This window comes from Mycolicibacter acidiphilus, from assembly GCF_018455725.1.
Taxonomy (GTDB): domain Bacteria; phylum Actinomycetota; class Actinomycetes; order Mycobacteriales; family Mycobacteriaceae; genus Mycobacterium; species Mycobacterium acidiphilum.
In genome coordinates this window covers 49,790-73,993 of sequence record NZ_JAHCLR010000012.1, presented here as the reverse complement: position 1 = coordinate 73,993, position 24,204 = coordinate 49,790, and the positions used below count along the sequence as shown (strand labels likewise).

Annotated in this window: 28 protein-coding genes and 1 tRNA gene; 20 read left to right on the top strand and 9 right to left on the bottom strand. The window is 68.4% G+C overall.

Annotated features, from left to right (window positions below; genetic code table 11):
* The first annotated feature begins 57 nt into the window (after positions 1–57).
* Positions 58–1,356, top strand: a complete 1,299-nt coding sequence (locus KIH27_RS22965; protein ID WP_214092439.1) for a serine/threonine-protein kinase — start codon at positions 58–60, stop codon at positions 1,354–1,356.
* 23 nt (positions 1,357–1,379) lie between these two features.
* A complete protein-coding gene (locus tag KIH27_RS08160) occupies positions 1,380–2,105 on the top strand; it encodes an ankyrin repeat domain-containing protein (protein ID WP_214092438.1) in 726 nt (241 codons plus the stop codon).
* Here the strand turns inward: KIH27_RS08160 and KIH27_RS08155 are convergent.
* Genes KIH27_RS08155 through KIH27_RS08145 form a run of 3 tightly spaced genes read right to left on the bottom strand, consistent with a single transcriptional unit; the run spans position 2,096 to position 6,006 of the window.
* A complete protein-coding gene (locus tag KIH27_RS08155) occupies positions 2,096–3,643 on the bottom strand; it encodes a class I adenylate-forming enzyme family protein (RefSeq protein WP_214092437.1) in 1,548 nt (515 codons plus the stop codon). The two genes, KIH27_RS08160 and KIH27_RS08155, sit on opposite strands and share 10 nt — an antisense overlap.
* Positions 3,636–5,162 (bottom strand): acyl-CoA synthetase, encoded by a 1,527-nt coding sequence (locus KIH27_RS08150; RefSeq protein WP_214092436.1) that lies wholly within the window; start codon positions 5,160–5,162, stop codon positions 3,636–3,638. Before KIH27_RS08150 ends, KIH27_RS08155 begins: the two co-directional genes overlap by 8 nt.
* Positions 5,163–5,178: 16 nt before the next feature.
* The gene (locus tag KIH27_RS08145; protein WP_214092435.1) at positions 5,179–6,006 is read right to left on the bottom strand and encodes an SDR family oxidoreductase; all 828 of its coding nucleotides are present in this window, start codon (positions 6,004–6,006) and stop codon (positions 5,179–5,181) included.
* A gap of 84 nt (positions 6,007–6,090) precedes the next feature.
* Here KIH27_RS08145 and KIH27_RS08140 point away from each other — a divergent pair, with 84 nt between their 5' ends.
* The 4 genes from KIH27_RS08140 (at position 6,091) to KIH27_RS08125 (ending at position 10,661) form a co-directional block, all read left to right on the top strand.
* A complete protein-coding gene (locus tag KIH27_RS08140; protein WP_214092434.1) occupies positions 6,091–7,203 on the top strand; it encodes a cellulase family glycosylhydrolase in 1,113 nt (370 codons plus the stop codon).
* A 136-nt stretch (positions 7,204–7,339) separates the two neighbouring features.
* Positions 7,340–9,058 carry a serine/threonine-protein kinase gene (locus KIH27_RS08135; protein ID WP_214092433.1) on the top strand — a complete coding sequence of 573 codons (1,719 nt, stop codon included), beginning with the start codon at positions 7,340–7,342 and terminating at the stop codon, positions 9,056–9,058.
* A gap of 142 nt (positions 9,059–9,200) precedes the next feature.
* Positions 9,201–10,256 carry an MPT63 family protein gene (locus tag KIH27_RS08130; protein ID WP_214092432.1) on the top strand — a complete coding sequence of 352 codons (1,056 nt, stop codon included), beginning with the start codon at positions 9,201–9,203 and terminating at the stop codon, positions 10,254–10,256.
* Between the two features lie 99 nt (positions 10,257–10,355).
* A complete protein-coding gene (locus KIH27_RS08125; RefSeq protein WP_214092431.1) occupies positions 10,356–10,661 on the top strand; it encodes a hypothetical protein in 306 nt (101 codons plus the stop codon).
* On the opposite strand, the gene KIH27_RS08120 is transcribed toward KIH27_RS08125, so the two are convergent.
* The 3 genes from KIH27_RS08120 to KIH27_RS08110 all read right to left on the bottom strand — a co-directional run bounded on the left by KIH27_RS08120 (position 10,656) and on the right by KIH27_RS08110 (position 11,252).
* Positions 10,656–10,732: transfer RNA gene (locus KIH27_RS08120), tRNA-Ile, on the bottom strand. The genes KIH27_RS08125 and KIH27_RS08120 overlap by 6 nt on opposite strands.
* Positions 10,733–10,765: 33 nt before the next feature.
* Entirely contained in the window at positions 10,766–11,095 is a 330-nt protein-coding gene (locus tag KIH27_RS08115) for a PIN domain-containing protein (RefSeq protein WP_214092492.1), read from the bottom strand.
* Positions 11,004–11,252, bottom strand: a complete 249-nt coding sequence (locus tag KIH27_RS08110) for a FitA-like ribbon-helix-helix domain-containing protein (protein ID WP_250149784.1) — start codon at positions 11,250–11,252, stop codon at positions 11,004–11,006. The genes KIH27_RS08115 and KIH27_RS08110 overlap by 92 nt, the downstream gene beginning before the upstream one ends.
* A gap of 129 nt (positions 11,253–11,381) precedes the next feature.
* On the opposite strand from KIH27_RS08110, the gene KIH27_RS08105 reads away from it, so the two are divergent.
* The 12 genes from KIH27_RS08105 to KIH27_RS08055 all read left to right on the top strand — a co-directional run bounded on the left by KIH27_RS08105 (position 11,382) and on the right by KIH27_RS08055 (position 19,524).
* A complete protein-coding gene (locus tag KIH27_RS08105) occupies positions 11,382–12,719 on the top strand; it encodes an HNH endonuclease signature motif containing protein (protein ID WP_214092430.1) in 1,338 nt (445 codons plus the stop codon).
* Entirely contained in the window at positions 12,646–14,106 is a 1,461-nt protein-coding gene (locus tag KIH27_RS08100) for a recombinase family protein (protein WP_214092429.1), read from the top strand. The genes KIH27_RS08105 and KIH27_RS08100 overlap by 74 nt, the downstream gene beginning before the upstream one ends.
* Positions 14,103–14,501 carry a hypothetical protein gene (locus KIH27_RS08095; protein WP_214092428.1) on the top strand — a complete coding sequence of 133 codons (399 nt, stop codon included), beginning with the start codon at positions 14,103–14,105 and terminating at the stop codon, positions 14,499–14,501. The genes KIH27_RS08100 and KIH27_RS08095 overlap by 4 nt, the downstream gene beginning before the upstream one ends.
* A gap of 148 nt (positions 14,502–14,649) precedes the next feature.
* Positions 14,650–14,877, top strand: a complete 228-nt coding sequence (locus KIH27_RS08090; protein ID WP_214092427.1) for a hypothetical protein — start codon at positions 14,650–14,652, stop codon at positions 14,875–14,877.
* Between the two features lie 92 nt (positions 14,878–14,969).
* Positions 14,970–15,206, top strand: a complete 237-nt coding sequence (locus tag KIH27_RS08085; RefSeq protein WP_214092426.1) for a hypothetical protein — start codon at positions 14,970–14,972, stop codon at positions 15,204–15,206.
* Positions 15,203–16,564 (top strand): AAA family ATPase, encoded by a 1,362-nt coding sequence (locus KIH27_RS08080; protein ID WP_214092425.1) that lies wholly within the window; start codon positions 15,203–15,205, stop codon positions 16,562–16,564. Before KIH27_RS08085 ends, KIH27_RS08080 begins: the two co-directional genes overlap by 4 nt.
* Before the next feature lie 342 nt (positions 16,565–16,906).
* Positions 16,907–17,299, top strand: a complete 393-nt coding sequence (locus KIH27_RS08075) for a WhiB family transcriptional regulator (protein WP_214092424.1) — start codon at positions 16,907–16,909, stop codon at positions 17,297–17,299.
* Complete coding sequence (locus KIH27_RS08070) at positions 17,296–17,664, top strand: hypothetical protein (RefSeq protein WP_214092423.1); 369 nt, start codon at positions 17,296–17,298, stop codon at positions 17,662–17,664. The genes KIH27_RS08075 and KIH27_RS08070 overlap by 4 nt, the downstream gene beginning before the upstream one ends.
* The gene (locus tag KIH27_RS23345) at positions 17,661–17,798 is read left to right on the top strand and encodes a zinc finger domain-containing protein (RefSeq protein ID WP_443677224.1); all 138 of its coding nucleotides are present in this window, start codon (positions 17,661–17,663) and stop codon (positions 17,796–17,798) included. Before KIH27_RS08070 ends, KIH27_RS23345 begins: the two co-directional genes overlap by 4 nt.
* Entirely contained in the window at positions 17,791–18,291 is a 501-nt protein-coding gene (locus tag KIH27_RS08065) for a hypothetical protein (RefSeq protein WP_214092422.1), read from the top strand. Before KIH27_RS23345 ends, KIH27_RS08065 begins: the two co-directional genes overlap by 8 nt.
* 130 nt (positions 18,292–18,421) lie before the next feature.
* Entirely contained in the window at positions 18,422–19,267 is an 846-nt protein-coding gene (locus KIH27_RS08060; RefSeq protein WP_214092421.1) for a phage major capsid protein, read from the top strand.
* Positions 19,264–19,524, top strand: a complete 261-nt coding sequence (locus tag KIH27_RS08055) for a hypothetical protein (protein ID WP_214092420.1) — start codon at positions 19,264–19,266, stop codon at positions 19,522–19,524. Before KIH27_RS08060 ends, KIH27_RS08055 begins: the two co-directional genes overlap by 4 nt.
* Before the next feature lie 162 nt (positions 19,525–19,686).
* Here KIH27_RS08055 and KIH27_RS08050 read toward each other — a convergent pair whose 3' ends face one another.
* Entirely contained in the window at positions 19,687–20,667 is a 981-nt protein-coding gene (locus tag KIH27_RS08050; RefSeq protein ID WP_307856812.1) for a tyrosine-type recombinase/integrase, read from the bottom strand.
* The gene (locus KIH27_RS08045; RefSeq protein ID WP_214092419.1) at positions 20,664–20,951 is read right to left on the bottom strand and encodes a hypothetical protein; all 288 of its coding nucleotides are present in this window, start codon (positions 20,949–20,951) and stop codon (positions 20,664–20,666) included. Before KIH27_RS08045 ends, KIH27_RS08050 begins: the two co-directional genes overlap by 4 nt.
* 253 nt (positions 20,952–21,204) lie before the next feature.
* Here KIH27_RS08045 and KIH27_RS23275 point away from each other — a divergent pair, with 253 nt between their 5' ends.
* Together KIH27_RS23275 and KIH27_RS08035 are read left to right on the top strand one after the other, a co-directional pair.
* Positions 21,205–21,366 carry a hypothetical protein gene (locus KIH27_RS23275; RefSeq protein ID WP_214092418.1) on the top strand — a complete coding sequence of 54 codons (162 nt, stop codon included), beginning with the start codon at positions 21,205–21,207 and terminating at the stop codon, positions 21,364–21,366.
* Positions 21,367–21,433: 67 nt separating this feature from the next.
* Entirely contained in the window at positions 21,434–22,297 is an 864-nt protein-coding gene (locus KIH27_RS08035) for an alpha/beta fold hydrolase (protein ID WP_214092417.1), read from the top strand.
* 2 nt (positions 22,298–22,299) lie between these two features.
* Here KIH27_RS08035 and htpG read toward each other — a convergent pair whose 3' ends face one another.
* Positions 22,300–24,195 (bottom strand): molecular chaperone HtpG, encoded by a 1,896-nt coding sequence (gene htpG, locus KIH27_RS08030; RefSeq protein ID WP_214092416.1) that lies wholly within the window; start codon positions 24,193–24,195, stop codon positions 22,300–22,302.
* Positions 24,196–24,204 lie beyond the last annotated feature (9 nt).

The window sequence follows — 24,204 nt, the reverse complement described above, 5'->3', positions numbered from 1 at the left end:
CGAACCCGGCTGACAGCGGTGCGCGGCAACGCGCCGAGCCGACATAGGATTCCGCGCATGCCGCTTCCCACCGGGGCGACGTTCGCCGGGTACACGATCGTCGACGCCCTCGGCGCCGGCGGCATGGGCGAGGTCTACCTGGCCCAGCACCCCCGGCTGCCGCGGCGGGACGCGCTGAAGGTGCTCGCCGCCGACGTCTCCGCCGACCCCGAGTACCGGGCCCGGTTCATCCGGGAGGCGAACCTGGCCGCGACGCTGTTCCACCCGAACATCGTCGGCGTGCACGACCGCGGCGAGGACCGTGGGCGGCTGTGGATCGCGATGGACTACGTCGCCGGATCCGACGCCGCCCGGCTGCTCGGCGACCGCTTCCGCGGCGGCCTGCCCGTCGCCGATGTGGTCGAGATGGTGACCGCGGTGGCGCAGGCCCTGGACTACGCCCACCGGCACCGGCTGCTGCACCGTGACGTCAAACCGGCCAACATCCTTCTCACCGACGAGTCGGCCCGGCGGATCCTGTTGGCGGACTTCGGGATCGCCCGCCGGCTCGACGCGATCAGCGGGCTGACCGCCACCAACATGACGCCCGGCACGATCGCGTACGCCGCGCCCGAACAGCTGGCTGGGGCGCCGTTGGACGGCCGGGCGGACCAGTACGCGCTGGCCGCCACCGCCTTCCACCTGCTGGCCGGGCGGACGCGCCTGAGCGCGGCGCCGCCACTGCTGGCCGCGACCCACCCCGATCTCGCCGCGCTGGACCCGGTGCTGGCCCGCGCGCTGGCCGAGGACCCTGCCGAGCGGTTCGACTGCTGTGCGGACTTCGCCGACGCGCTGGCCAAGGCCACCGCGAGCCAACGGCAGCATCACCCCCGTGCCACGACCGTCCGGCGCATCCCGAACTGGCGGTTGCTCGCCGCGGCGGCGGTCGCTGCGCTGGTGTTCATCGCGGTCGGGGTGACGATCGGGGCGCGGCCCATCGCGCACACCCGCACGGCAACGGTGGTGGCAGTCGTCGGCGCCCCGTCACGGCTCGAAGCCGCCCCCGCCGACATGCCGTTCGCCGCGATGCGCACCTTCGTCACCGCCTACTACGCACTCCTCCCCGACCAGGCCCGCCAGGCCTGGACGCACCTCGCCGCCGACTACCAGGAGCAGAACGGGCTCGACAGCTACCTGGACTTCTGGTCGACGGTCACCACCGTGACGGTGACGTCGGTGACTCCCCGCGACGAGACCAGCGTCCAGGTCGAACTCGAATACGTCGAACACGGCCAGACGCTGACCGAGGCGCGCTGGTTGAGCATGACCGTGCAGAACGGCACGATGCTGATCCGCAACTCGGGGATCGACGGGTAACGGCGACCCGGCATGATGGCGACGTGACGACGTACTCCGAGCTTCGTGGCACGGCGGCCGTGTGGCCGGGTTCGCTCGACCCCGCGCTGCTGGGCAAGCGGCAGGTCCAGGCCAGCATGTACCTGGCCGACATGGCGCGGCGCGGCAAGTGGCGCAAAGTGCTGCGCGAACTCGACCACAGCGACCGCCTGGTGGACGTCAAACAGTGGCGGCCCGGCGGCACCAGCTGGCTGACCGTGCTGCATCAGGCCGCCTGGAATGACGCACCGCCGGACGTGGTGGGCGAACTGCTCAAGCGCGGTGCGCTGCGCTCGCAGACCGACGCCCACGGGCGCACCGCCCACGACATCGCTGTCGAGCACGGCCGCTCGGCTGAGCTGCTGGAGCTGCTGGCACCGCCGCCGTCACCGATCGGCGCCGACGAGGTCGGACCGCTGAACGCCAATCTAGCGGCGATCATCGACGACCTGATCCAGCCGAAGTTCGACGACCCCAGGTTCGGCGGCAAGGGGCTGCGGGACCTGCTGCGCTATCCGCCGGTGGAGTTGCTGCACGAGCCGACGGGCGCCGAGCTGTGGTTTCCGGTGCCCTACCTGTGGGGCGGGTTCCGGGTGACGCTGGAAGACGACCACGTCGGGCTGCTGGGCGGTTACCGCGAACTGGACGCCAAGGGGGCGATGCACGTGGCGACGGCCGCATTCGTCATCGACGTCAGCTCGGTGACACAGGTGCACACCAGCTACTCCTGACGGACCCGAATGCCTTCCCGCAGCACCCCCTTGGCGACCTTCCCACCCGAGGACCGGGGCAGCTCGTCGAGCACGACCAGCCGCTCCGGCAGCAACTCCTTGGACACCCCCTGCGCCAGTAGGTGGTCGATGAGGCCGGACAGCTCCAGGCCATCTGCGCCGTCGACGAGTTCCACGTAACAGCAGACCTTCTCGCCGAACACCTCGTCGGGCATCGCGACGGCCGCGGCCAGTGCGACCGTCGGGTGGGTGACGACGGCATCCTCGACCTGGGCGGCGCTGATGTTCTTGCCGCCGCGCAGGATGAAATCCGACGTGCGCCCGCTGACGGTGAGATAGCCGCCGGCGTCGATGTCGCAGATGTCACCCATCCGCATCCAGCCGTCGGCGGTGAACAGCTTGTCGGAGTCGGTGCCGTCGAGGTAGCCCAGGCTGGTGGCCGGGCCGCGGCAGGCGGGCTGACCGTGGCCGGTGGCGGTGACCTCGGTGTCGCCGTCGTAAAGCCGCACGGCCATCTCGGCAACGATCCGCCCGCCGGTGCGCAGTCGCCTCTCCGGCGGATCGGCCAGGGTGGTCGCGCTGAGCAACCCGGTCTCATTGGAGCCGTAGAACTGCAGAATCGTTGCCCCGGTGAGCGCTTCGAAGTCGACCGCCGGCCGGTACGGCACCGCCTCGCCCCCGGTGAACACCACCCGTAGCGAACTCAGGTCGTGGTCGTGGCGGCCCGGGTCGGCCATCAGCATCGTCAACTGGGTGCTGACGCAGCACAGCACGCTGACCCGGTGTTCGGCGATCGCCGCCCAGGTGGCCGCGGTGGTGAACCGCTCCAGCAGCACCGCGGTGGCGCCGAGGTGGATCGGGGTGGTGTGGCTGGTCCACAGCCCGAAGCCGAACGGGGTGGGGATCACCGGCAGGAAGACGTCGTCGGCGGTCAGCGCGCCGTTCGCAACGGCCTTCCGGTGGAAGTAGTGCCACCGGTTCTGGGTGTGCACAACGCATTTCGGCAGCCCGGTGGTGCCGGAGGTAGAGTTGATCAGGAAGACGTCGTCGGGCCCGAGTTGTGGCCCCGCCGCCGCCGGAGCACCCAACTCCGCCACCGTCAGCGCCGGAACGCCCAGCGTCCGGGCAACGTCGCGGCGTTGCCCGTCGACGATCAGCAGGGTCGGCCGGGCACCTGCCAGGATCGCGCCGACCTCCCGGGTGCCGGCCCGCGCCCCGATGCCGACGAACACCGCCCCACAGCGTTCGATCGCCACGTACAGCAGATGGATGGCGGCCGAATCGCCGTGCCACACCGCAATCCGGTCCCCCACCGCAACGCCGGCGCCGGCCAGGCGGGCGGCGAGTTCGTCGGCGTCGCGGTCGAACTGCCGCCAGGTCAGTGCCGCGCCCGGCTCGTCGCGGTAGGCGACGCGGCCCGGTGTACGTTCGGCGTTGCGCCGCACCGCATCCGACAGTGAGTTCTCCGACCACCAGCCGGCCTCGTGGTAGCGCTCGATGTCGGCAGCGCTGAACGCCGGCGAGCGCCAGTCAGGCATAGCGCTCCCGCAACCGGCCCTTGATCAGTTTCCCGGTCGGCGTACGCGGCAGGTCGGTGGTGAACTCGTAGCGGCGCGGCACCTTGTAGTGCGCGATGCGCTCCCGCAGGAAACCGTCCAGGGTTGTCGCGAGTTCGTCGGTCGACCCCGCGCTGTCAGCCGGATGCACCACGGCCACCACCGCCTCCCCCATCTCCTCATCCGGCACGCCAATCACCGCCACGTCCAGCACCGCCGGGTGCAGCGCCAGGGCGTTCTCGATCTCCTGCGGATAGATGTTGACCCCGCCGGAGATGATCATGAACGACTTGCGGTCGGTCAGATACAGATAGCCGTCGGCGTCGACGTAGCCGACGTCGCCGTTGGTGGTCCAGGTCGGGTGGTCGCGGTGCCGGGTCTGCGCGGTGCGCTGCGGGTCGTTGTGGTACTCGAACGGGATGATCTCGCGCTCGAAGTAGACGGTCCCGATCTCACCGGTCGGAATCTCCACGCCGTCGTCGTCGCAGACCCGCAGCACACCGAGCACACACCGGCCCACCGACCCGGGATGGGCCAGCCAGTCACCGCTGTCGATCAGCGTGACGCCGTTGCCCTCGGTGGCCGAGTAGTACTCCAGCAGGATCGGACCCCACCAGTCGATCATCGCCCGTTTGACGTCCTGCGGGCACGGGGCCGCGGCGTGCACCGCGCACCGCAGCGACGACACATCGTGGGAATCACGCACCGACTGCGGCAGTTTCAGCATCCGGATGAACATCGTCGGCACCCACTGGCTGTGCGTGACCCGGTACTGCTCGATCAGCCGCAGCGCGTCGTGTGCGTCGAACTTGCGCATCATCACCACCGTCGCACCCAACCGTTGCGCCATCGCCATGAACCGCAGCGGCGCAGCGTGATACACCGGCGCCGGCGACAGGTACACCGAGTCTGCCGTCAACCCCATCGCCGGTCCGAACAGCGCGGTCACCGGATCCCCGGGTTCGGCGACATCCCGGTCGGGCAGCGGAACCTCAATGCCCTTCGGAAACCCGGTGGTCCCCGATGAATACAGCATGTCGGCCCCGCACGGTTCCGCGGGCAGCGGTTGCGGCGATGCGGACGCCACCAGATCCTCGTAGTCGGCGAACGCGTCGACCGCCCCCAGCGCGATCCGCCGCCGCACCCCCGGCGTCTGTCCCACCACCGCGGCCGCGATCCCTGCGTACTTCTCGGCGATCACGAAAGTCTCGGCGCCGCAGTCGTTGACGATGTAGGCGGCTTCGTCGGCGTTGAGCTGCGAGTTGATGAACGTGACGTACAGCCCGGAGCGCATCGCGGCCCAATACACCTCCAGCGCACGGGCCTGGTTGTCGGTGAGCACCGCGAGGTGGTCACCGCGCCGGACCCCGTCGTCGTACAGGTGACGAGCGAAACGCTGTGAGCGACTGTCGAGTTGGGCGTAGCTGAGGGTTTCGCCGGTGTCGGCGACGATGATCGCCGGCTTGTCGGGGGTCAGGCGTGCATGGGTGCCGGGATACATCGTCGCGCCCTTTCGCTCAGTAGAGGTAGTCTTCGCCGCTGGCGCGAACCGTGATGTCGCTGATGCTGATTCCCCACGGCTGGTCGATGACGTGCACCACGGCGTCGGCGAGATCGTCGGGGGTGATGAGCCAGTACCTGATCGAGTCGACGTCGGTCTGCTCTGCGGGCAGCGTGCCGTCGGCGTAGGCACTCAACGATTCGGCGTAGCCGGCGGCGCGCCGGCCGACGATGTCCATGATCGCCGCGGGATTGACGACACCGCCGGCCAGGTTGGTGCCGAGGACGCCGGTCGGTTTGACGGTGGTCACCTTGATCTTCCCCTTGGCCTCGGCGCGCAGCGAGTCCGAGAGCACGGTGACCGCGGCCTTGGTGGCGCTGTAGACACCGGAGCCGGCGACCCCGGCGTTGCCGTAGATCGACGAGATGTTGACGACGTGGCCGCGGCCCTGCTCGATCATCTGGTCGTAGACCGCCGAGATCCCGTTCACCACGCCCTTGACGTTGACGTCGATGGCCCGATGCCAGTGCTGCCATGCACGTTCGTGGTCGGCGAAGTAGGCCAGCGGCATCACGCCCGCGTTGTTGACCAGGACGTCGACCGCGCCGAACGTCCGCACCGCATGCCGCACGGCGGCCCGCAACTGCTCCAGATCGGTGACGTCGGCGACCTGATACGTTCCCGCCGCACCGATACGAGCGAACACCTCGGCGAGTTGGGTCTCGTCGACGTCGACGCCCACCACCCGGGCACCCCCGGCGGCGCACTTCTCGGCGATGAGCCGGCCGAATCCGGCGGCGGCACCCGTGATGACGACGACTCTGTCCTGCAGGTGCTGCGACATGATCGCCCTTTCGACGGTGGCTGCAGTGTAGGCACGGGCGCGCCAACACCGGCCAATCAGGCTCGCGGACGTTATCGTCGCCTTGTGAGACGTCGAACCGCACTGGGGTTGCCGCTGCTGCTGGCCGCCGGTCCCACGCTCATCCGGACACCGCGAGCCGGCTCGGATACCGGGCGGTGGTCGGCGGACCGGGCCAACCAGTGGTACCAGGCGCAGGGCTGGCCGGTGGGCGCCAACTACATCACGTCGACGGCGGTCAATCAGCTGGAGATGTTCCAGCCGGGCACGTTCGACCTGCGGCGCATCGACGCCGAGTTGGGTTGGGCTCAGTCGGCGGGGTTCAACACGATGCGGGTGTTCCTGCACGATCAGCTGTGGGCGCAGGGCCGGCAGGGTTTCCAGTACCGGCTGGCGCAGTTCGTGGCGGTTGCTGCGCGGCATCGGATCAAGCCGCTGTTCGTCCTCTTCGACTCCTGCTGGAACCCGCACCCCAAGGCCGGTCCGCAGCCCGCACCTCGGCCCGGCATCCACAACTCCCAGTGGGTGCAGAGTCCCGGCGCCGACCGGCTCGGCGACCGGTCCTACTACCCGGTCCTGCGCGACTACGTCACCGGCGTGCTGTCGCAGTTCCGGTACGACGACCGGGTGCTGGGCTGGGACCTGTGGAACGAGCCGGACAACATGGCACGCGAGTACCAGAGCGTCGAGCGGCCGGACAAGCTGGACCGGGTTGGCGAGCTGCTCCCCCAGGTCTTCGAATGGGCGCGCTCGGTCGATCCCCGGCAGCCGCTGACCAGCGGGGTCTGGGAGGGCTCCCGGCAGGGCAGTTCGATCGTCAACACCCAGTTGTCCAACTCCGACATCATCACGTTCCACTCCTACGACCCGCCGGCGACGTTCAACCAGCGGATCGCCGAACTGGCGCCGCACGGCCGGCCGATGATGTGCACCGAGTACCTGGCCCGCACCCGCGGCAACACCATCGACACGATCCTGCCGATCATGAAGCGACACAACATCGGCGCGTACAACTGGGGTTTCGTCGCCGGGAAGACGCAGACGTACCTGCCGTGGGATTCCTGGGATCACCCGTACACGGCGGCGCCCCAGGTGTGGTTCCACGATCTGGTGCAGCCCACCGGCCGGGCCTACCGAAACATGGAGATCATGACGATCAGCAGCCTTACCGGTCGTTGATCGAATACCGCCGTCCGGACATGTTCGCCTGACCGGCTGCCAGCCGCGGCGTTCGATGGTGAAATCATTACCGGCGATCTCACCGCACGACCGGTTCGGTGACCGCTGATCAGAAGTTCATTTTGAGGAGTCGGCAATGAGCGGGACCGCGTCAGGTTCGCGGGCTGGGTCACGGGTTGGGCGCTACCACCTCAAGCGACTGCTGGGCCGCGGCACCACCGGCGAGGTGTACGAGGCCGTCGACACCCACAAGGATCGCCCGGCGGCGCTCAAACTGGTCTCGTCGACCCAGGGTGACAACCCGGCGTTCCGGGAGTGGTTGCAGCGTGAGGCCGTCACGGTCGGGCGCATCCAGGAACCGCACGTCGTACCGATCCGCGACTACGGCGAACTGGACGGGCAGGTCTTCATCGACATGCCACTGGTCGACGGCACGGATCTGGCCGCCGTGCTCAAGCGCACCGGGGTGCTGTCGCCACCGGAGGCGGTGAACCTGCTGTGGCAGGCCGCGTCGGCGCTGGACGCCGCACACAACGTCGGGGTCATCCATCGGGGCATCAAACCGCGCAACATCCTGCTGACCGGCGACGATTTCGTGTACCTGGTGGACTTCGGCCTCGCCGGCGCGCCGGGCACGGACGCCGCCGACGCTGAGCACGAGGGTGCCCGCTGGAAATACTGTGCGCCGGAGTTGTTCGCCGGCGAGGAATTCGGTCCCGCCGCCGACGTGTACTCGCTGGCCTGCGTGCTGTACCAGAGTCTGACCGGCGCACCGCCGTACCGGGCGGACAGCCGCAAGATGCTGTCCAACGCGCACCAGTCGAAGCCGATCCCGCGGCCCAGCCAGGCCGGCTCGACGATCCCGCCCGAGTTCGACGCGGTGGTGGCCAAGGGCATGGCGAAGGATCCCGCCGAGCGCTACGGCAGCACGGCCGAACTCGCCACCGCCGCCTACCAGGCGCTCAGCGCGCCGGACCAGCACCGGGTGGTCCAGATCTATGAGGCCAGCCAGCAGGCCACCCCGCCGCTGATCGAGTCACCGCCCGCATCAACACCGACCCCGACACCGACCCCGACCTCGAGCCCGGCTGAGGAGCAGACCGTACCCACGGTGCGGCCCGTCCCGACGCCGCCGCCGGTACCCACCCCGCCGGAGCCCGCGCACGACCCCGATCTGACCCAGGAGATAACGATCCCCGGTCGGGTCCCGGTCCGGCCGCGCCCCGCGGAGACCCGGCCCGGCAGCGATGCCTGGCTGAACCCCGTGCAGGCCCGGCCGAAGTATCAGGATCCCGAGAAGCGCAAGCAGTTGCTGCGGATCGGGGCGGGGGTTGCCGTGCTCCTCGCGCTGGTCACCTGGCTGGTCACCCGATCGCATTCCGACGACTCAGAGGCTTCGGACGCCACCGCCCCGACCTCGGAGACGACGGCCGCGGCGCAGGATCGGCTGTTCAAACTGCTGCCGTCGGGATACCCGACGGGCACCTGCACGGCGACGACGCCGATGGCCGGGGCGCTCGCCGAGGTCAGCTGCGGGAAGAACACCGACCCCGACGGTCCACCGGCGGCGACCTACGCGGTGTTCCCGGATGTCAAGACGCTGCGCACGAGCTTCGACAGCACGGTGCAGAGCACCGGCGTCAGCACCTGCCCGGGCCGCATTCAGTCGCCCGGCGCGTGGCACCGGACCGCCGCCCCGGACAAGGACGCCGGGATGCTGCTGTGCGGCACCCGGCAGGGCACCCCCGCCCTGGCGTGGACCAACGATGCCGACCTCCTGGTCGGAAATCTGCGGTCAGACCGCAGCAAGCTGACCCTGGAACAGCTTTACACCTGGTGGAGTACACATTCCTGACCACCGGAAAGCGCTCTGACGCCGGCCGGAAATAGCCCGACGTTGATACAAATCCAAAGATCCGTGACGGATCCGTTAAGATTCACCATCTGGAGTCAAGCGTCACCCCCCCAATCCAGTCCAACTGAGGAGTCAGACAACGATGAAGTTCGTGACAACCGCCATGGCCGCAGCGGCAGCCCTGGCTGCCGCCGGTGTCGTCGGCGCAGGGGTCGCAGCGGCAGACGCCGGTGACGCCGCTCCCGCCACCCACCCGCTCGGTACGCAGGCCAAGGTGGTGAACGGCGGGGTGGTTCAGGGCTGGACCGTCAGCAACCTCAAGCCGAGTTCCGACGTCATCCCCTACCAGGCGCGCGGCACCCTGTGGGAGGCCACCGCCACCGACGAGGCGCTGCAGGGCACCGCCACCCCGATCGTGGCGAACCTCGGCGCACGCTCCGCCAGCGGCCAGACCTACCCGGCGCTGTTCACGGTTGCCACCGCGCAGGGCGTGAACCCGTCGAACATCGCGCAGGGTCAGAAGACCAGCGGCAAGGTGTACTTCGACGTCACCGGTGACGCCCCGAACAGCGCGGTGTACCAGGACAGCGGCAAGGACGTCGCCGTCTGGACCCCGGCCCCGGCTCCGGCCGCAGCCGGCTCGGGCGGCGGCTCCTCGCACTCGTCGGCCCCGGCCGCCAGCGCGCCGCAGACCGCGGCCGCCCCGGCCGCCGCGACCCCGAAGCCGGGCACCCCGGCGACCGGCCAGCCCGCCACCGGAACCACCACCCCGGCCACTGAGGGCAGCCACGGCACCCCGCTCGCGTCGGGCAGCCAGGGCACCCCGCTGCCGGCCGAGGAGTCGGCCCCGGCCACCTCGGCGGGCACCCCGGAGGCGTCCGCCCCGGAGGCTCCGGCCACCGTTCCGGCCTCGCCGGCCAACCCGGCCAGCCCGGCCAGCCCCAACGAGCCGATTCCGGCGGGTAGCTCCGGCACCCCGCTGCCGGCCGAGACCCCGGCCACCCCGGCCACCCCGGGCACCGAGGGTGTTCCGGCGGAGACGCCCGGCGCCCCGCAGGTGCCCGCCACCCCGCAGGAGCCCGGCAGCATCGTCAAGCCGCCGGTCCCGGCCGGCAACCAGGGCACGCCGCTTCCTGCCGCGCCCGCCGGTTCGGCTCCGGCCGCCAGCGGTGCCAGCAACGTGACCGGCCCTCGGTAACCTGCTGCGATCATCAATCCGGCCTGGCCCCGCTTGGGGTCAGGCCGGATTTTTTATGCGCCTCTGATGCCTGTCGGTACCGAGTGTCATGGTGGCCGTATGGCCCGCCTGCTCAATGTCATCGCCACAGCAGCCGTTTCGTTCGTCGTCACGGTTGCCGGTCCCGCTGCCGCTGATCCCGGACCGACACCTGCATCGCCGCCGGCACCCGGCTTCGGTTCCGGCTGGGCCCAGTGCGGCGACCGACTGGTGCCCGCGGATCCGCGGGTCGATATGCAGAATCCGCTCGGCGGGCTGATCTACCGGGAAATGCTGCGGCAGATGTGCGGCCCCGGCACTACCGCCGACAGCCCAACAGATCCGCCCGAGCCGACGGCGAACGTCGGCCGGTTCCGGCACTGGTAGGGCGGGTGGGGCTCGAACCCACGACCAACGGATTATGAGTCCGCGGCTCTAACCGACTGAGCTACCGCCCCCTGGTTTGTCGCCCACGACATTAGCGGCCACAGTCAGCCCCCACCCCAGGGGTCCAGGCACGGCACGCCCAGCGGCTCGAAGTGTCGAATGTTGCGGGTCACGACGATCTTGCCGGCGGCTTGAGCAATGGCCGCGATCAGCGCTTCGCCGTAGCGCGAGTGTTCCGGCACCCGATAAGCGGCGAGGATTCGAGCCGCCGGCAGATCGAACGGCAGCACCCGACGGGCGAACACGCGCAACACCTTGTCCTCCAACCAGCGCCGCAGGTGCTCACCCTGGAGCGGGTCCGCCCGCTCCTTGGCGATCACACCGCGCTCGATCTCGACCAGCGTTGTCGCCGTCAGGCTCGAAGTCGACGTCATGGCCGGTATCAGCAGCGATCAGCACCGACATGGGGACGTCCTCGCCCGACAATCCCGCAGTCAGGATCGCGCGGGCTTCCGCCTCAACGGAGTGCTGGTGCCGCGCAGCACGCACCCGCAACGCCGCTTTGGTCCCCTCGGGAAGGTTGCGGATCAAGATCTGCTCCATGGCCACCGCCGATATCGTGGCCACGATATCGGCGGAGTTACTCACAGTCGGCGAATCACTCCACAGGCCACCGATCGGCTCGCCAACTTGTCACACCGAACCGGTAACGTCCAAGGCATGTTCGAAAGTATGTGCGACTCCGATGTGGTGAGTGCCATCGGCGATTCCGCACGCAGCGAGAACATCGCCTGCGCCCGCCGGGTCGCCGCGGTCGCCGAACTCTACGACCGCCGGCAGGTCTGGGTCCAGGGCCCACAGGACCGGCGGCGGTGGTCCTTCGACGTCTGGGACGTGGTCGCCGCCGAGATCGCTGCCGCCCAGGCCAGCACCCCCGCGGCGGCGAGTGCGCTGCTGCATGTGGCCGTCTGTCTGCACCAGCGGCTGCCCAAGGTGGCCGCGTTGTTCGCCACCGGCGCCCTCACGTACCGGGACGTCGCCCTGATCGTTAACCGCACCCTGCTCGCCCTGGCACCCGACGTGCTCGCCGATATCGATGCCGAGCTAGCCGAGGCGCTGCCCCGGTGGGGAGTGCTGTCGCGTCGGAAGACCGAGCAGCACATCGACGCCCTCATCGAAGCCCACGACCCGGACGCCCGGCGCCGCACCGAGACCACGGTCCGCTCTCGCTTCCTCGACATCGAACAACGGGGCGACACCGCCACGATCACCGGCGATGTTCTGCCCACCGATGCCGCACTGTTGGATCACCGGCTGACCGCACTTGCGAAGACGGTCTGCCCTGACGATCCGCGCACCATCAACCAGCGTCGAGCGGATGCACTGGGCGCCCTGGCCGCAGGGCACGACACCCTTACCTGCGCGTGCGGCAGCGAAGACTGCCCAGCAGCCGACAGCGCGCCGGCACCGGCGGTGCTGATCCACGTGCTGGCCGAACAGGCCACCATCGACGCACCGGTAGGCGACCTGCACGGCAAACAACCGAGCGACGGTCCGGAGTTCGTCACCGACCCGGCGCGAGCGGTGGAGATCATCCGGGAGAGCAGGACCCCGAAACCCGCGCCCGAACCTGCGCCCGAGCCCATGCCACCCAACCCCAAGCCGGGTCTGACGCTGGGCGGCCCGATCATCCCCGCCGCAATACTGGCCGATCTGGTCCGCCGGGGCATCGCCGAAATCCGCCCGGTCAAACACCCCGGCGACGGCCCACCCGAACCCCGCTACCGGCCGTCGAGATCACTCGCAGACTTCATCCGCTGCCGCGATATGACCTGCCGGTGGCCCGGCTGTGATTGCCCGGCCCAGTTCTGCGATATCGACCATACGATCCCGTATGATGTTGGCGGACTTACGCATTCATCGAACCTGAAATTGTATTGCCGTCGACATCACCGAACCTGTTTTACACACTACACTTACGGCCATGAAAGCGGGCATGTATCTCCGAATCTCACTGGACCGCGACGGCCGGCAACTGGCGGTGTCCCGGCAGCGTGAGGACTGCATGAAGCTCTGCCAGGCCAAAGGCTGGACCCCGGTCGAATACCTGGACAACTCGATTTCGGCCACCAGTGGCAAGGCCAGACCGGCCTACCGGCGGATGCTGGCCGACATCGCAGACGGCCAACTCGGCGCGGTCGTCGTGTGGGATCTGGACCGACTGCACCGTCAGCCGCGAGAACTTGAAGACTTCATCGACCTCGCCGACGCTCACCGCCTGGAGTTGGCGACCGTCACCGGCGACTGTGACCTTTCCACCGACAACGGCCGACTGTTCGCCCGGATCAAGGGCGCGGTCGGCAAGTCCGAGACCGAGCGCAAATCAGCCCGCCAGCGTCGTGCGGCCAAGCAGAAAGCCGAGGCGGGTAAGCCGCAGTGGCGCAAGGCGTTCGGATACCTGGACACCCCGACTGGCCCGGTGCCCGATCCGAGGACTGCACCGCTGGTCGCCGAAGCCTATGCCGCCGTGCTGGCCGGTGCATCGATCAGCGACGTTGCACGGACCTGGAATGCCGCGGGTGCGTTGACGATCACCGGCAAGCGGTGGGTGCCGGCGCAGGTGTCGAACTTTCTCCGCAAGCCCCGGAACGCCGGGTTACGGACCTACCAGGCCGATACCCACCGGGCCAACCGCGACGAAGTGATCGGCCCGGGAACCTGGCAACCACTGGTCGACACCGACCTGTTCTGGGCAGTGCAGAACGTCGTGGATGCACCAGAACGCCGCCCCGGCCGTAAGTCGGTGTCCAAGCATCTGCTGACCGGCGTACTGCGGTGCGGCAAGTGTGGTGGCCCGATGAGCGGCCAGTGGGTGCGCCGAGCGACCGGCGGCAAATCGGGACGGCCCAGGGCCGGTGAGACGAAACCGCCGAAAACCGAAGTGGCGTGGTCAATCGCCTACGCCTGTCGAACCGCCGGATGCTTCGCCGCCAGCATCCGCGCCGAACACGTCGAACCGATGATCTACGAGTTCATCATCGGCGCACTGTCAGCGCCCGATGCCGTCGATCTGCTCAAGGCAGAGCAGCACGACGCCGCCGAGGCCGAAGCTCTGCGCGTGGAAGCAGCGACGTTGCACGCACGCTCCAACCAACTCGCCGCCGACTATGCCGAAGGCCTGCTGACTGCGAAACAGGTTCGCACCGCAACCGACATCATCGAGACCAAGCTGGCGGCGATCGCTCAGCGCCAGCACGACGCCGAGCGGGTCCGCGTATTCGACGGCATTCCCCTGGGCAGCGCCGAGGTCGCCGCCGCCGTCGAGAAACTGTCACCGGATCGGCTGCGAGCCGTGATGGACGTGCTTATGACCGTTTCGATTGCGCCAGTTGGCAAGGGCGGCAAGGAATTCAAGCCAGAACGAGTGCAGGTGGAGTGGCGATGAGTCACCGCATTTCGCTGAAGTTGCGGGTGGACCGGAGGACGGTGACGGTCTGCCAGTTTCGCCGGCCGCCGAGGCGCGACGAGAACGGTGAGATCAGTTACGGCGATTGGCAGATCGCTCATGAGCTAGTTCGCGTTCGGACGGCGAAGTCGGAAGCCGACGGTATGCGCGAGTCGTTTTCCGACCCGATGGACGGTGCGCAAGCGAAGAAGGCGGCAATGGTTGTCCTGAAAACCGATACCCGTTTTGAGTTCTGGGACGTGCCAGACCGCACGATCCTGTTCACGGTCGGATACGACAAGCTCGCCAGGATTCTCGATGCGTTCGAGACGGCCGGCGAGGATTCGATTGAGGTTGCGACACTCCGGGCCGCGCTAGAGCGCATTAGGAGCTAAGAGGGGTAGGGTCTCGGCAACGGAGTGGCGGTTACGAACGCCATGCCAGTGCGAACCATCGTGCTAGTTACTCACGCGGCAATCGCCGCATGAGGCAGGCTCTCACCGGCCGGACATTCATCGTCTGGTCAGTCGAAAGCTGCCCACGATGCCCATATCGCCAGCCGTCGCCCACCACCGCGCGAAGATCGCCGCGAAATCTCGCGTACTCGCACCGGACGATCCCGAGCTAGCTACTGATCGCCGAGACCTGCGCGCCGCAAACGTCGAGGCGTACATCACCAAGGTTCTGGCCGAACGCCCACCGCTCACCGACGAGCAACGCACTCGGCTCGCCGAACTCCTGCGGCCCGTGCGTCGGGTCGGTGCGGCATGAGCGCCCCGCCGACTGGGGCATCACCCAGAAATGACCGCGCCCCCGGTGCGGACACCAGGGGCAACGGCGGGGATGCCGACCACCTTACCGCGATGAAGCGCCGCCGCGCCGCATCTCGGCGCCTGGCCGTCCTGGCTTGCGGCTGCGCGGACCCGTGGACACACCGCCCCGCCCCCAGTGGCTATGTCCAGGCCGCCCAGCATCTGGCCGCGTGCGGGCTGCTCCCTGCGCCGCCGGCCACCGTTGCCGAACTGCGGGAACTGTGGCGCGACGATGCCACCCGCGACCTGGCTGCGGCAATTGCAACCGGGTGGGAGGTGACCGCATGACCGAGATCCTCGACCAAGGCCGAAGTCTCGCCCACAGTGGCCGCTACGCACCCCGCAACGCTGACCAACGACCACCGGACCCCGCCCCGGACGCACCACCACCAGCCGAGGTGCCCCGGTTGTGGCCGGCAACCGACCTGCACCCGGCGCAGCCACCTCAATGGCTCGCCAGCGGCCGGCTCCCCCGGGCCGCGATAAGTCTGCTCATCGGTGACGAGGGCATTGGAAAGTCGCTCATGTGGGTGTGGCTGACCTCGGCTATCACCACCGGCACGGCCCTGCCCGGGTTCGGCATCCCAGTGCGCGACCCGGCTGACGTGATCGTCGTGATCACCGAGGACGACTGGGCCACCACGGTGCGACCGCGCCTCGAAGTGGCCGGCGCGGACCTGACCCGGGTCAAGGTCATGTGCATTGAACCGGACGGATCGGGCTCACCGACGTTCCCGCTACACCTGCCGATCCTGAGTCAGGCCGACCCCGCAGCACTGATCGTCGTCGATGCCTGGCTCGACACCCTGCCGGCGGGACTGCAAGTACGCGACCCGCAGCAGGCCCGCCAGGCACTGCACCCCTGGAAAGACCTCGCGACCGGCAGTGGGGCGGCCGTGCTGCTGGTCTGCCACACCAACCGGGTCAGCAGCCCCAACGCCCGCGACAAGTACGGGGCAACGGGTGTGCTCCGGCAGAAAGCGCGGCTGACCTTGTTCGCCCAGCTCGACCGGGATGATCGACTCACCGTCGGCCCGGAGAAGTCCAACGGGTCAGCACCGGTGCCGGCAACATCTTTCACGATCACACCGGTACAGGCATTCGCCCCCACCATCGACAGCGACGGCACCGTGCCGCGCCTGGACTACGCGGGGCAATCGGAGATGACCGCTCGCCAGCACCTGGCCGCCACCGCCATCGCGGCCGGGGAAGCCGACAGCGGCGACATAGACGAATGGCTTGCACGGCTGCTCGCCGACGGCCCGATGACGGCAAATGAAGTCTTCCGTGCCGCTGACGCAGCCGGCTACAGCAGAGACAAAGCGAAGCGAGCCAAGAAGCGTATCGGTGTCGACGCAACCAAGAGCGGGAGCGGTCCGTGGCTGTGGTCGCTGCCCGACAAAAGCGCGCACCCGGACCCGTCTCTATCTACTCACTCTCTTACTTCCTTACACTCTTTGCAGGTCAGAGAGGGTGCCGAAGGGGCGGCAACCGAGCAAGCGTGCAAGAGGACAAGGGAGAATGACACGGGCAGCGCTCGCGCCCTTCCCGTTCGATGCGGCTGCGGCACCGCGCTGACCTCCCCTGAATCCGTTACGGCCGGCCGCTGCCTGGAATGCCGCACTGACGGCGGGTGCAGCGCATGACCGCCCACCAGTGCCAGGTCACCGACTGCGACCGGCCGATCCTCCGACGCGGCCTGTGTTCCCGCTGCTACCACCGGGAACTCCGCGCACTCGCTTCCCCTGCCGCCCGGGCCAGCGCGCCCTGGTTCGAACTACGACACCACCCAAACCGCACGAAGCGCCGACCGATGAACCGCCCAGAAAATACCCCCGGACGCATACCCAAACTTGGGTTCAGTGCCCGAGTACACCGCCCCGATGCCGTCAAACCCGGTTCGCCCGGTGCCACCAGCGCAAACCGCCCCCGCACCGGCAGCGACTGGGAGTGTTTGGAAGTTAGACCCACAGAACAGGCAACCCCCGATGAGCCCAGGTCAGAGCACACCCGCGGTGACCCCACCACGGCGGCATCAGCGCGGCAGCCTGTTCCAGCGCGGAGATGGGATGTGGGCGGTGACTAGACCGCGAGCCGACACCACACTGGCCGGCGACCCGGTCAAACTGCTCGCCGTCATCCTGGCCGGCGTCCCGCACCTACCCGGTGCTGCTTGCCGGGATCACGTCGCTGTGTTCGACGCCGCCGCCGATGGTGACCGCCAGGCCGCACAGGAGGCCATCAAGGTCTGCCAGTCCTGCCCGGTACGTGAGCAATGCGCCCAGTGGGCAGCATCCGCTTACCCACACCGAAGACCCGGCGGCGTGATCGCCGGCCACTACACCCCAACGAACCGACCCCGAAAGGACAACACCGCATGACCGCCAACACCGCCACACCGAACGTCACCGACTACCTGAAGTTCTGCGCCGCCGAAACCAAGGCCCAGCTCGACGACGTCATGGGCCGACTCGCGCAGGCCGACGCCGAACACCCGCTGACCAACAACGAAACCGAGCGGATGAACTCCATCCTGACTGAAGTGCAGAACATCGTCGGCGTGCTCACCAGAGGGTTACTCGGCGTCGGTGCCGACCTGAACACCTACACCGATGGCCGGCGAGTCGAGACCATCCTGGAGTTGGCCGGCAGCACGTTCACCTACCGCTGGCACCCGCGACCCGACCACCCGGCCAATCGGCCGTCTGAGGTGGTGGGCATGGTCGTCGGGGATTCCGACCGGTGACCGATCCGTTGTCCACCCGCTGCCCGACCTGTCGCGTCCCGTTCGGCGAACCGTGCCGCCGCGGCATCGAACGGTCCCACCGCGCCCGGATCAACCGCGCCCGATCCATCGAAAGGACACCCGTCCATGAGTGACACGACACCCGCTGAACAGCCCGCCCCCGCACCCGCCGACCCTGCCGAGACCGAACACGCCGACGACCCTCCCGCGGCTGTCAGCGACGACACCAGCACCCCAGACGACGACCTGGCACCGGTCGCCACCGACGACCCGGCACTAGCGAAGGCACGCCGCCAAGCCGCGGCATACCGGGAGAAGCTGCGCACCACCGAAGCCGACCGCGACACCCTCGCCGAACAGGTAACCGCCGCCGAACAAGCCGTGATCGACTGGGCCATCACTCGCGCCGGAATCGACCCGCGCCTGTGGCAGCTCAGCGACGTAGACCTCGCCGAGCTGCGCACCGACGCCGGCACACTCGATATCGACCTGGTGAGGACCAGGGCCGCGCAGATCCACCGCGAATGCTTCCCGGGCGGGCCGGACTTCGGTGCCGGCAACCGTGGCAGCGACATAGGCAAGGGAACGCCGTCACTCGCTGATGCCTTCAAACCACCGGGCCGCTGAGCTACGCTGAAGGTCGGGAGTCAAGGCCAGGCGCCGAAACTCCCGACCCTCAGCACCAGGTGTGCACCGTGAGAGCCGCCGAGCGGCCAGCGAAAACCATTGCCACACACACCATTTGGAGCTACCCATCATGGCATTCACCCACACCACCGAAACCAGCGCCGCCGCATGGCGCCCGGATCTGTTCACCTACGCACCCGAGACCGTTCTGCCCGAGGCGCTGATCTTCACCGCCACCACCGTCGCCGGATCCATCAAGGGCGACCAGCCGGCCATGAAGGTCGCCTACGCCGTCGACGCTGACGCCGACTTCGTCGCCGAAGGCGCCGAGATCGACGAAGCGCAACCCGACCTCGCCGAAGTGACCGTCTACACGGCCAAGTTCGCGCAACTGCTGCGCATCTCCCGCGAGCAGTACGCCCAGGACGGCACCTCCGGCCACCTGGCCCTGTCCGTGCAACGTGCGATGACCATCAAGGCCGACAAGGCACTGCTGGCGCAGGCCGCACCGACCGCGGGAACAGCACCAGTCGCCGGCCTGGTCAACGTCACCGGCCTGGAGTCCCAGACCGGCGTGGCGACCAACCTCGACAAGCTGATCGACCTGGAAGCGGCCGTTCGCGCCAACCGTGCCAACCCGGCACTGTGGGTGCTGTCCCCGGACTGCTGGGCGGATCTGCGGAAGATGAAGCAGGGCACCAGCGGCGCCGGTGCCAACGTGTCCATTCTCGGCAGCGGCACCGACGACGCGGCACCCCGACTGCTGTCCATCCCCGTGACCGTCAACCCCGAAGTGCCGTCCAAGACCGGACTGCTGATCGACCCGACCGCCATCGTCTCGGCGGTGTCACCACTGGAGATCGCAACCAGCCTCGACCGGTACTTCAGCAGCGACTCCATCGGCGTGCGGGCCACCATGCGTACCGGCCACGCCGTCGTGCACCCGGACCGCATCGGCCTGTTCACCCTCACATGAGCGCGCCGAACATCCGCGGACTGCCCGCCGACAACGTGATCGCATCGGTTGCGATCGACGCCGGGATCGGATTCCTGCTCACCGACGACGACACGCTGGCACTGATGCTGCACTTCACCGACCAGCACGGCAGCAACCATCGGGTAGCCCTCACACCGGGGCAATGCCGGCAGCTGCGTGACGGACTCACCAAGGCCATCAGCACCACCGACGACGACCTGCGCCGGGTCGCCGCCGAACTGTCCACCGATCAGTGACACAGCCGGTGGGGGGCCACCCCCACCCCCCACCGGCCCGGACATCCCCAGGTACTGCGGCTATGGGTCAGCCTGAGTCTGGGACTTTCAGGTTTAGGCCCCCAACCAGCGTATTTGTTCGGTGGCAGTGCCCTTTTCAGCGGTCATCACCGAAAAGTCCGGTCACCGGTCGGCCTCGTGCAACCTGGCGACCGGCGCCGCCACCAGTTCCCCACTGACATCGATGCGGGGAAATGAGTTCACCATCTCCGCGATTCTGCGCGGTCGTACCGCGGTGTACAGCGAGGTCATCGCCAGATCCATGTGTCCCAGAAACTCCTGCACGACCCGCACGTCGCAGTGCTCGATACCCGACGACCCGGCCCAGTGCCGCAGTGAATGAAACGTCGAGCTGGTCCCGGACTGGTGCAGCCAGTCGTTCGCGGCCTGAGAGACTTGCTGGGCGGTGACCGGACCAGACCCGCGCAGCCGACGAAAGCACAGGCCATCGTCGGCCAGTGTCGGCTTGACCAGCTTCCACGCCCAGGCCGGCAATGCCGACACGCGCGGATAGTCCCCCTTCGTCTGCGTCAACCTGATGTACACCGTCCCGTCCTCGGCTTCCTGGAAGCAGTCGACGGTCAGACGCGCAATCTCGGTGGCTCGCAGCCCCGCGTACACCGCCAAGATCAGCCACGCTCGCAGACGCGGCGTAGGCGCATCACGAACCGCCCGCCGCAGATCCTCGAACTCGATGGGTCGCGGCAGCCGTTTCTTTGCTCGCGGTGTGACCAGCAGCGTTGTCGGGTTGTCGGGTCGGACGCCGGCAGCCTGGATGTAGGCGAAGTACGGCCGCACCATCGCCGTCGAATACCGCAGCTGTGTGACTGCGATGCTGTCCTGCCACGCCTCCAGGTCGGCCTGTGTTGCCCGGGCCGGGTCGAAGCCGAGGAAATCGGCCAGGTACTGCATGTACATCCGCCGCAACTTCACCGTCCGTGCGGTGCGGCCCGCACGCATCATCCACCGGCAGTGCTCGTCGAGGTGAGACACGTCGCGCCCGTACTGGCGTCCGGGAATCGCGGCGACCGGCCGGTCCGACCACTGACGGCGATCCCCGTCGGTCACCAGCCGCAGCATCGCGGCGCCGGTCGGCCCGGTCACTGGCCGACCCAGTGCAACCGGGCGACCTCATCGGCGGCGGCGACCAGTGCCGCCGCCAACTCCCGCGCTTCGATGGCCGTCAGACTGGCCATGTCATGCGGCAGGCCCACGGTGATCGACCGGGTAACCGTGCCGTCGAGGTACTGGGATCCGACGATATCGGCCGACACCTCGCGAACCTTCCGCGAAGTGCCCGCGAACTCACGCACCCCGTCAGCGGCCGGGTAGATGCGCTGCGCGCCGGCGGGGCCTGGGATGGTTGACCAGGTGATTGCATCGGTCATGGTGCGCTCCTAAAAACATGAGTGTTGTTTTTAGGCCCGGTAACACCATCTCTTGAAAACTTTTTGGGCCGGACCCGCGGGATGGCGCGAGAAACAATTCCCCGACGGCACCCTCGAGCTGACCGCACCGACCGGACACACGTACCGCACTCAGCCCGGGAGTCGGCTGCTGCTTCCCGCATTGAGCCTGCCCACCGGCGATCTTCCGGAGCCACCCCGGCCCGCCACCGCCTGCACCGGTCGCGGGGTGATGATGCCCACCCGCAGACGCACCCGCGAGCAGGACCGCTCCCACCGCATCACCGCCGAACGGCGCCGCAACCGGGAGGCACGGTTGGCCACCCCACCGGTCCCGCAACCCACCCCGATCAGCCCGCCGGCACCCCCGCACGATGATGAGCCCCCACCGTTTTAGCGACCCGCATCCCATCAATCGGGACACCGGGCACCACCCGGCCCGGCAAAACACCTAGCCTGTCTAGATGACCGTTGAAACCTTCGTCACCCACGCGCCCGACGGCATGCGGATCATCGCCGACCGTCAGGGCGACCCGCAGGCACGGGCGGTGGTGTTCCTACACGGCGGCGGGCAGACCCGCCGATCGTGGAGTCGGGCGGCGGCCACGGTGGCGGACCGGGGCTGGCAGGCGGTCACCGTGGACCTGCGCGGTCACGGCGAATCGGACTGGGCGGCCCAGGGTGACTACCGGTTGGAGAGTTTCGCCGCGGACGTCGCCGAGGTACTGCGCACGCTGCCGCCGGCGCCGGTGCTGGTGGGCGCCTCACTGGGCGGGTTCATCGCGATGCTGCTGGCCGGCGAACTCAACCCCGGCTCGGTCGGTGCCCTGGTGCTGGTCGACATCGTTCCGAACATGGACCCCTCCGGCGCCGAGCGGGTGCAGGCGTTCATGGCCGACAAGGTGGAGACCGGCTTCGACTCCCTCGACGAGGTCGCCGACGCGATCGCCGCCTACAACCCGCACCGGCCCCGCCCGAAAGACCTGGCCGGACTCACCACCAACCTGCGCCGCCGCGGCGACCGCTGGTACTGGCACTGGGACCCGCAGTTCATCACCGGCGCGGAAGAGCAGGCGCCCAACGAGATCCACGACGTCGACCGTCTCTTCACCGCCGTGCAGACCATCCTCGACGGCGGCGTCCCGATGCTGCTGGTGCGCGGTCAGCTCTCCGACCTGGTCAGCGCGGAGCGGGCCGACGAGTTCCTGGCCCGGTTCCCGCAGGTGGCGTTCGTCGACGTCGCCGGCGCCGGGCACATGGTGGCCGGGGACCGCAACGACGTCTTCGCCGATGCGGTGCTGAACTTCCTCACCGCCCAGGCCACCTGACCTCAGACGGTGCGGGTCAGCCGGTGCACCAGCAGTTCGGCGAACCGCACCGGGTCCTCGGGCACCCCGCCCTCGGCCAGTAGCGCTGCGTCGTACAGCAATTCGGCGGTCTCGCCGACAGTCGGATCGTCTCCCCGCTCGGCGTGCGCGGAACGCAGGCCCACCACCAGCGGATGAGTCGGGTTGAGTTCGAGGATGCGCTTGCCGGCCGGCACCTCCTGCCCGGACGCCCGGTAGAGCTGCACCAGCGCCGGGGTCATCTCGAACGCATCGGTGATCAGGCACGCCGGCGACTCGGTGAGCCGCGAGGACAACCGCACCTCCTTGACGTGTTCGTCGAGGGTCTCGTCCAGCCACGCCAGCAGGTCGGCGAACTCCGCCTCCTGCTCCTTGCGCTCCGCCTCGTGCGCGGTCTTCTCCTCCTCGGAGTCCAGGTCCACCTCACCCTTGGCGACCGACTGCAGCGGCTTGCCATCGAAACCGGGCACGATGCCCACCCAGATCTCGTCGACCGGGTCGGTGAGCAGCAGCACCTCGAAACCCTTGGCGCGGAACGCCTCCAGGTGCGGGGAGCGCAGCAGCTGCTCACGGGATTCGCCGGTGGCGTAGAAGATCTGGGTCTGCCCGTCCTTCATCCGCCCGACGTAGTCGGCCAGCGTGGTGGGCTCGTCGTCGCTGTGGGTGGACGCGAACGAGCAGATCGACAGCAGGGTGTCCTGGTTATCGGCGTCGGAGAGCAGGCCCTCCTTGAGAACCCGGCCGAACTGGGTCCAGAACGTCGCGTACTCCTCCGGGCGGCCGGCCTGGATCTCCTTGATGGTGGACAGCACCTTCTTGGTGAGCCGGCGGCGGATCGCGTTGATCTGCCGGTCCTGCTGCAGGATCTCGCGGGACACGTTGAGCGACATGTCCGCCGCGTCGACGACGCCCTTGACGAACCGCAGGTACTCCGGCATCAGCTGGTCGCAGTCGCTCATGATGAACACCCGTTTGACGTACAGCTGCACCCCGACCGCGGCGTCCCGGTTGAACAGGTCGAACGGGGCGTGCGACGGGATGAACAGCAGCGCCTGGTATTCGAAGGTGCCCTCGGCTTTCATCGCGATGACCTCGAGCGGCTCATCCCAGGCGTGCGCGATGTGCTTGTAGAACTCGTGGTACTCCTCGTCGGAGACCTCGTCCTTGGGCCGCGCCCACAGCGCCTTCATCGAGTTCAGCGTGACCACCTCGCCGTCGGCGTCGGTCATCCGGATCGGCCAGGCGATGAAGTCGGAGTACTTCTTGACCAGCCCGCGCAGCACCGGCTCGGCGGTGTAGTCGTGCAGTTCGTTCTCGGTGTCGACCGGCTTGAGGTGCAAGGTGATCGCGGTGCCCTGCGGGGCGTCCTCGACCGCCTCGATCGTGTAGGTGCCGTCGCCGGAGGACTCCCACCGGATCGCCTCGCTCTCACCGGCTTTGCGGGTGAGCAGTTCGACCCGGTCGGCGACCATGAACACCGAGTAGAAGCCGACGCCGAACTGGCCGATCAGCTCCGCCGAGGCCGCGTCGTTGCCGGCGTCCTTCGCCTCGCGCAGTTGCTGACGCAGTTCGGCGGTGCCGGATTTGGCCAGCGTGCCGATCAGGTCGACCACCTCGGCGCGGTTCATCCCGATGCCGTTGTCGCGGATCGTCAGGGTGCGCGCCTCGGTGTCGGCCACCAGCTCGATGTGCAGGTCGGAGACGTCGACGTCCAGATCCTTGTTGCGGAACGCTTCCAGCCGCAGCTTGTCCAGGGCGTCGGAGGCGTTCGAGATCAGCTCGCGGGCGAACGCGTCCTTATTGGTGTAGATCGAGTGCACCATCAGGTTCAGCAGCTGACGGGCCTCCGCCTGGAATTCCAGATGTTCAACGTTGGGCATAACGCTCGA

Bases quoted from the DNA above. Each gene is read 5' to 3' on its own strand.
- KIH27_RS22965 (WP_214092439.1), top strand. From the start codon at position 58: ATGCCGCTTCCCACCGGGGCGACGTTCGCCGGGTACACGATCGTCGAC.
- KIH27_RS08125 (WP_214092431.1), top strand. From the start codon at position 10,356: ATGGCCCGCCTGCTCAATGTCATCGCCACAGCAGCCGTTTCGTTCGTC.
- KIH27_RS23275 (WP_214092418.1), top strand. From the start codon at position 21,205: ATGCCCACCCGCAGACGCACCCGCGAGCAGGACCGCTCCCACCGCATC.
- KIH27_RS08035 (WP_214092417.1), top strand. From the start codon at position 21,434: ATGACCGTTGAAACCTTCGTCACCCACGCGCCCGACGGCATGCGGATC.
- KIH27_RS08055 (WP_214092420.1), top strand. From the start codon at position 19,264: ATGAGCGCGCCGAACATCCGCGGACTGCCCGCCGACAACGTGATCGCA.
- KIH27_RS08085 (WP_214092426.1), top strand. From the start codon at position 14,970: ATGAAGCGCCGCCGCGCCGCATCTCGGCGCCTGGCCGTCCTGGCTTGC.
- KIH27_RS08045 (WP_214092419.1), bottom strand. From the start codon at position 20,951: ATGACCGATGCAATCACCTGGTCAACCATCCCAGGCCCCGCCGGCGCG.
- KIH27_RS08070 (WP_214092423.1), top strand. From the start codon at position 17,296: ATGACCGCCAACACCGCCACACCGAACGTCACCGACTACCTGAAGTTC.
- KIH27_RS08135 (WP_214092433.1), top strand. From the start codon at position 7,340: ATGAGCGGGACCGCGTCAGGTTCGCGGGCTGGGTCACGGGTTGGGCGC.
- KIH27_RS08100 (WP_214092429.1), top strand. From the start codon at position 12,646: ATGAAAGCGGGCATGTATCTCCGAATCTCACTGGACCGCGACGGCCGG.
- KIH27_RS08060 (WP_214092421.1), top strand. From the start codon at position 18,422: ATGGCATTCACCCACACCACCGAAACCAGCGCCGCCGCATGGCGCCCG.
- KIH27_RS08080 (WP_214092425.1), top strand. From the start codon at position 15,203: ATGACCGAGATCCTCGACCAAGGCCGAAGTCTCGCCCACAGTGGCCGC.
- KIH27_RS08130 (WP_214092432.1), top strand. From the start codon at position 9,201: ATGAAGTTCGTGACAACCGCCATGGCCGCAGCGGCAGCCCTGGCTGCC.
- KIH27_RS08145 (WP_214092435.1), bottom strand. From the start codon at position 6,006: ATGTCGCAGCACCTGCAGGACAGAGTCGTCGTCATCACGGGTGCCGCC.
- KIH27_RS08075 (WP_214092424.1), top strand. From the start codon at position 16,907: ATGAGCCCAGGTCAGAGCACACCCGCGGTGACCCCACCACGGCGGCAT.
- KIH27_RS08090 (WP_214092427.1), top strand. From the start codon at position 14,650: ATGCCCATATCGCCAGCCGTCGCCCACCACCGCGCGAAGATCGCCGCG.
- KIH27_RS08150 (WP_214092436.1), bottom strand. From the start codon at position 5,162: ATGTATCCCGGCACCCATGCACGCCTGACCCCCGACAAGCCGGCGATC.
- htpG (WP_214092416.1), bottom strand. From the start codon at position 24,195: ATGCCCAACGTTGAACATCTGGAATTCCAGGCGGAGGCCCGTCAGCTG.
- KIH27_RS08095 (WP_214092428.1), top strand. From the start codon at position 14,103: ATGAGTCACCGCATTTCGCTGAAGTTGCGGGTGGACCGGAGGACGGTG.
- KIH27_RS08155 (WP_214092437.1), bottom strand. From the start codon at position 3,643: ATGCCTGACTGGCGCTCGCCGGCGTTCAGCGCTGCCGACATCGAGCGC.
- KIH27_RS08065 (WP_214092422.1), top strand. From the start codon at position 17,791: ATGAGTGACACGACACCCGCTGAACAGCCCGCCCCCGCACCCGCCGAC.
- KIH27_RS08105 (WP_214092430.1), top strand. From the start codon at position 11,382: ATGTTCGAAAGTATGTGCGACTCCGATGTGGTGAGTGCCATCGGCGAT.
- KIH27_RS08115 (WP_214092492.1), bottom strand. From the start codon at position 11,095: ATGACGTCGACTTCGAGCCTGACGGCGACAACGCTGGTCGAGATCGAG.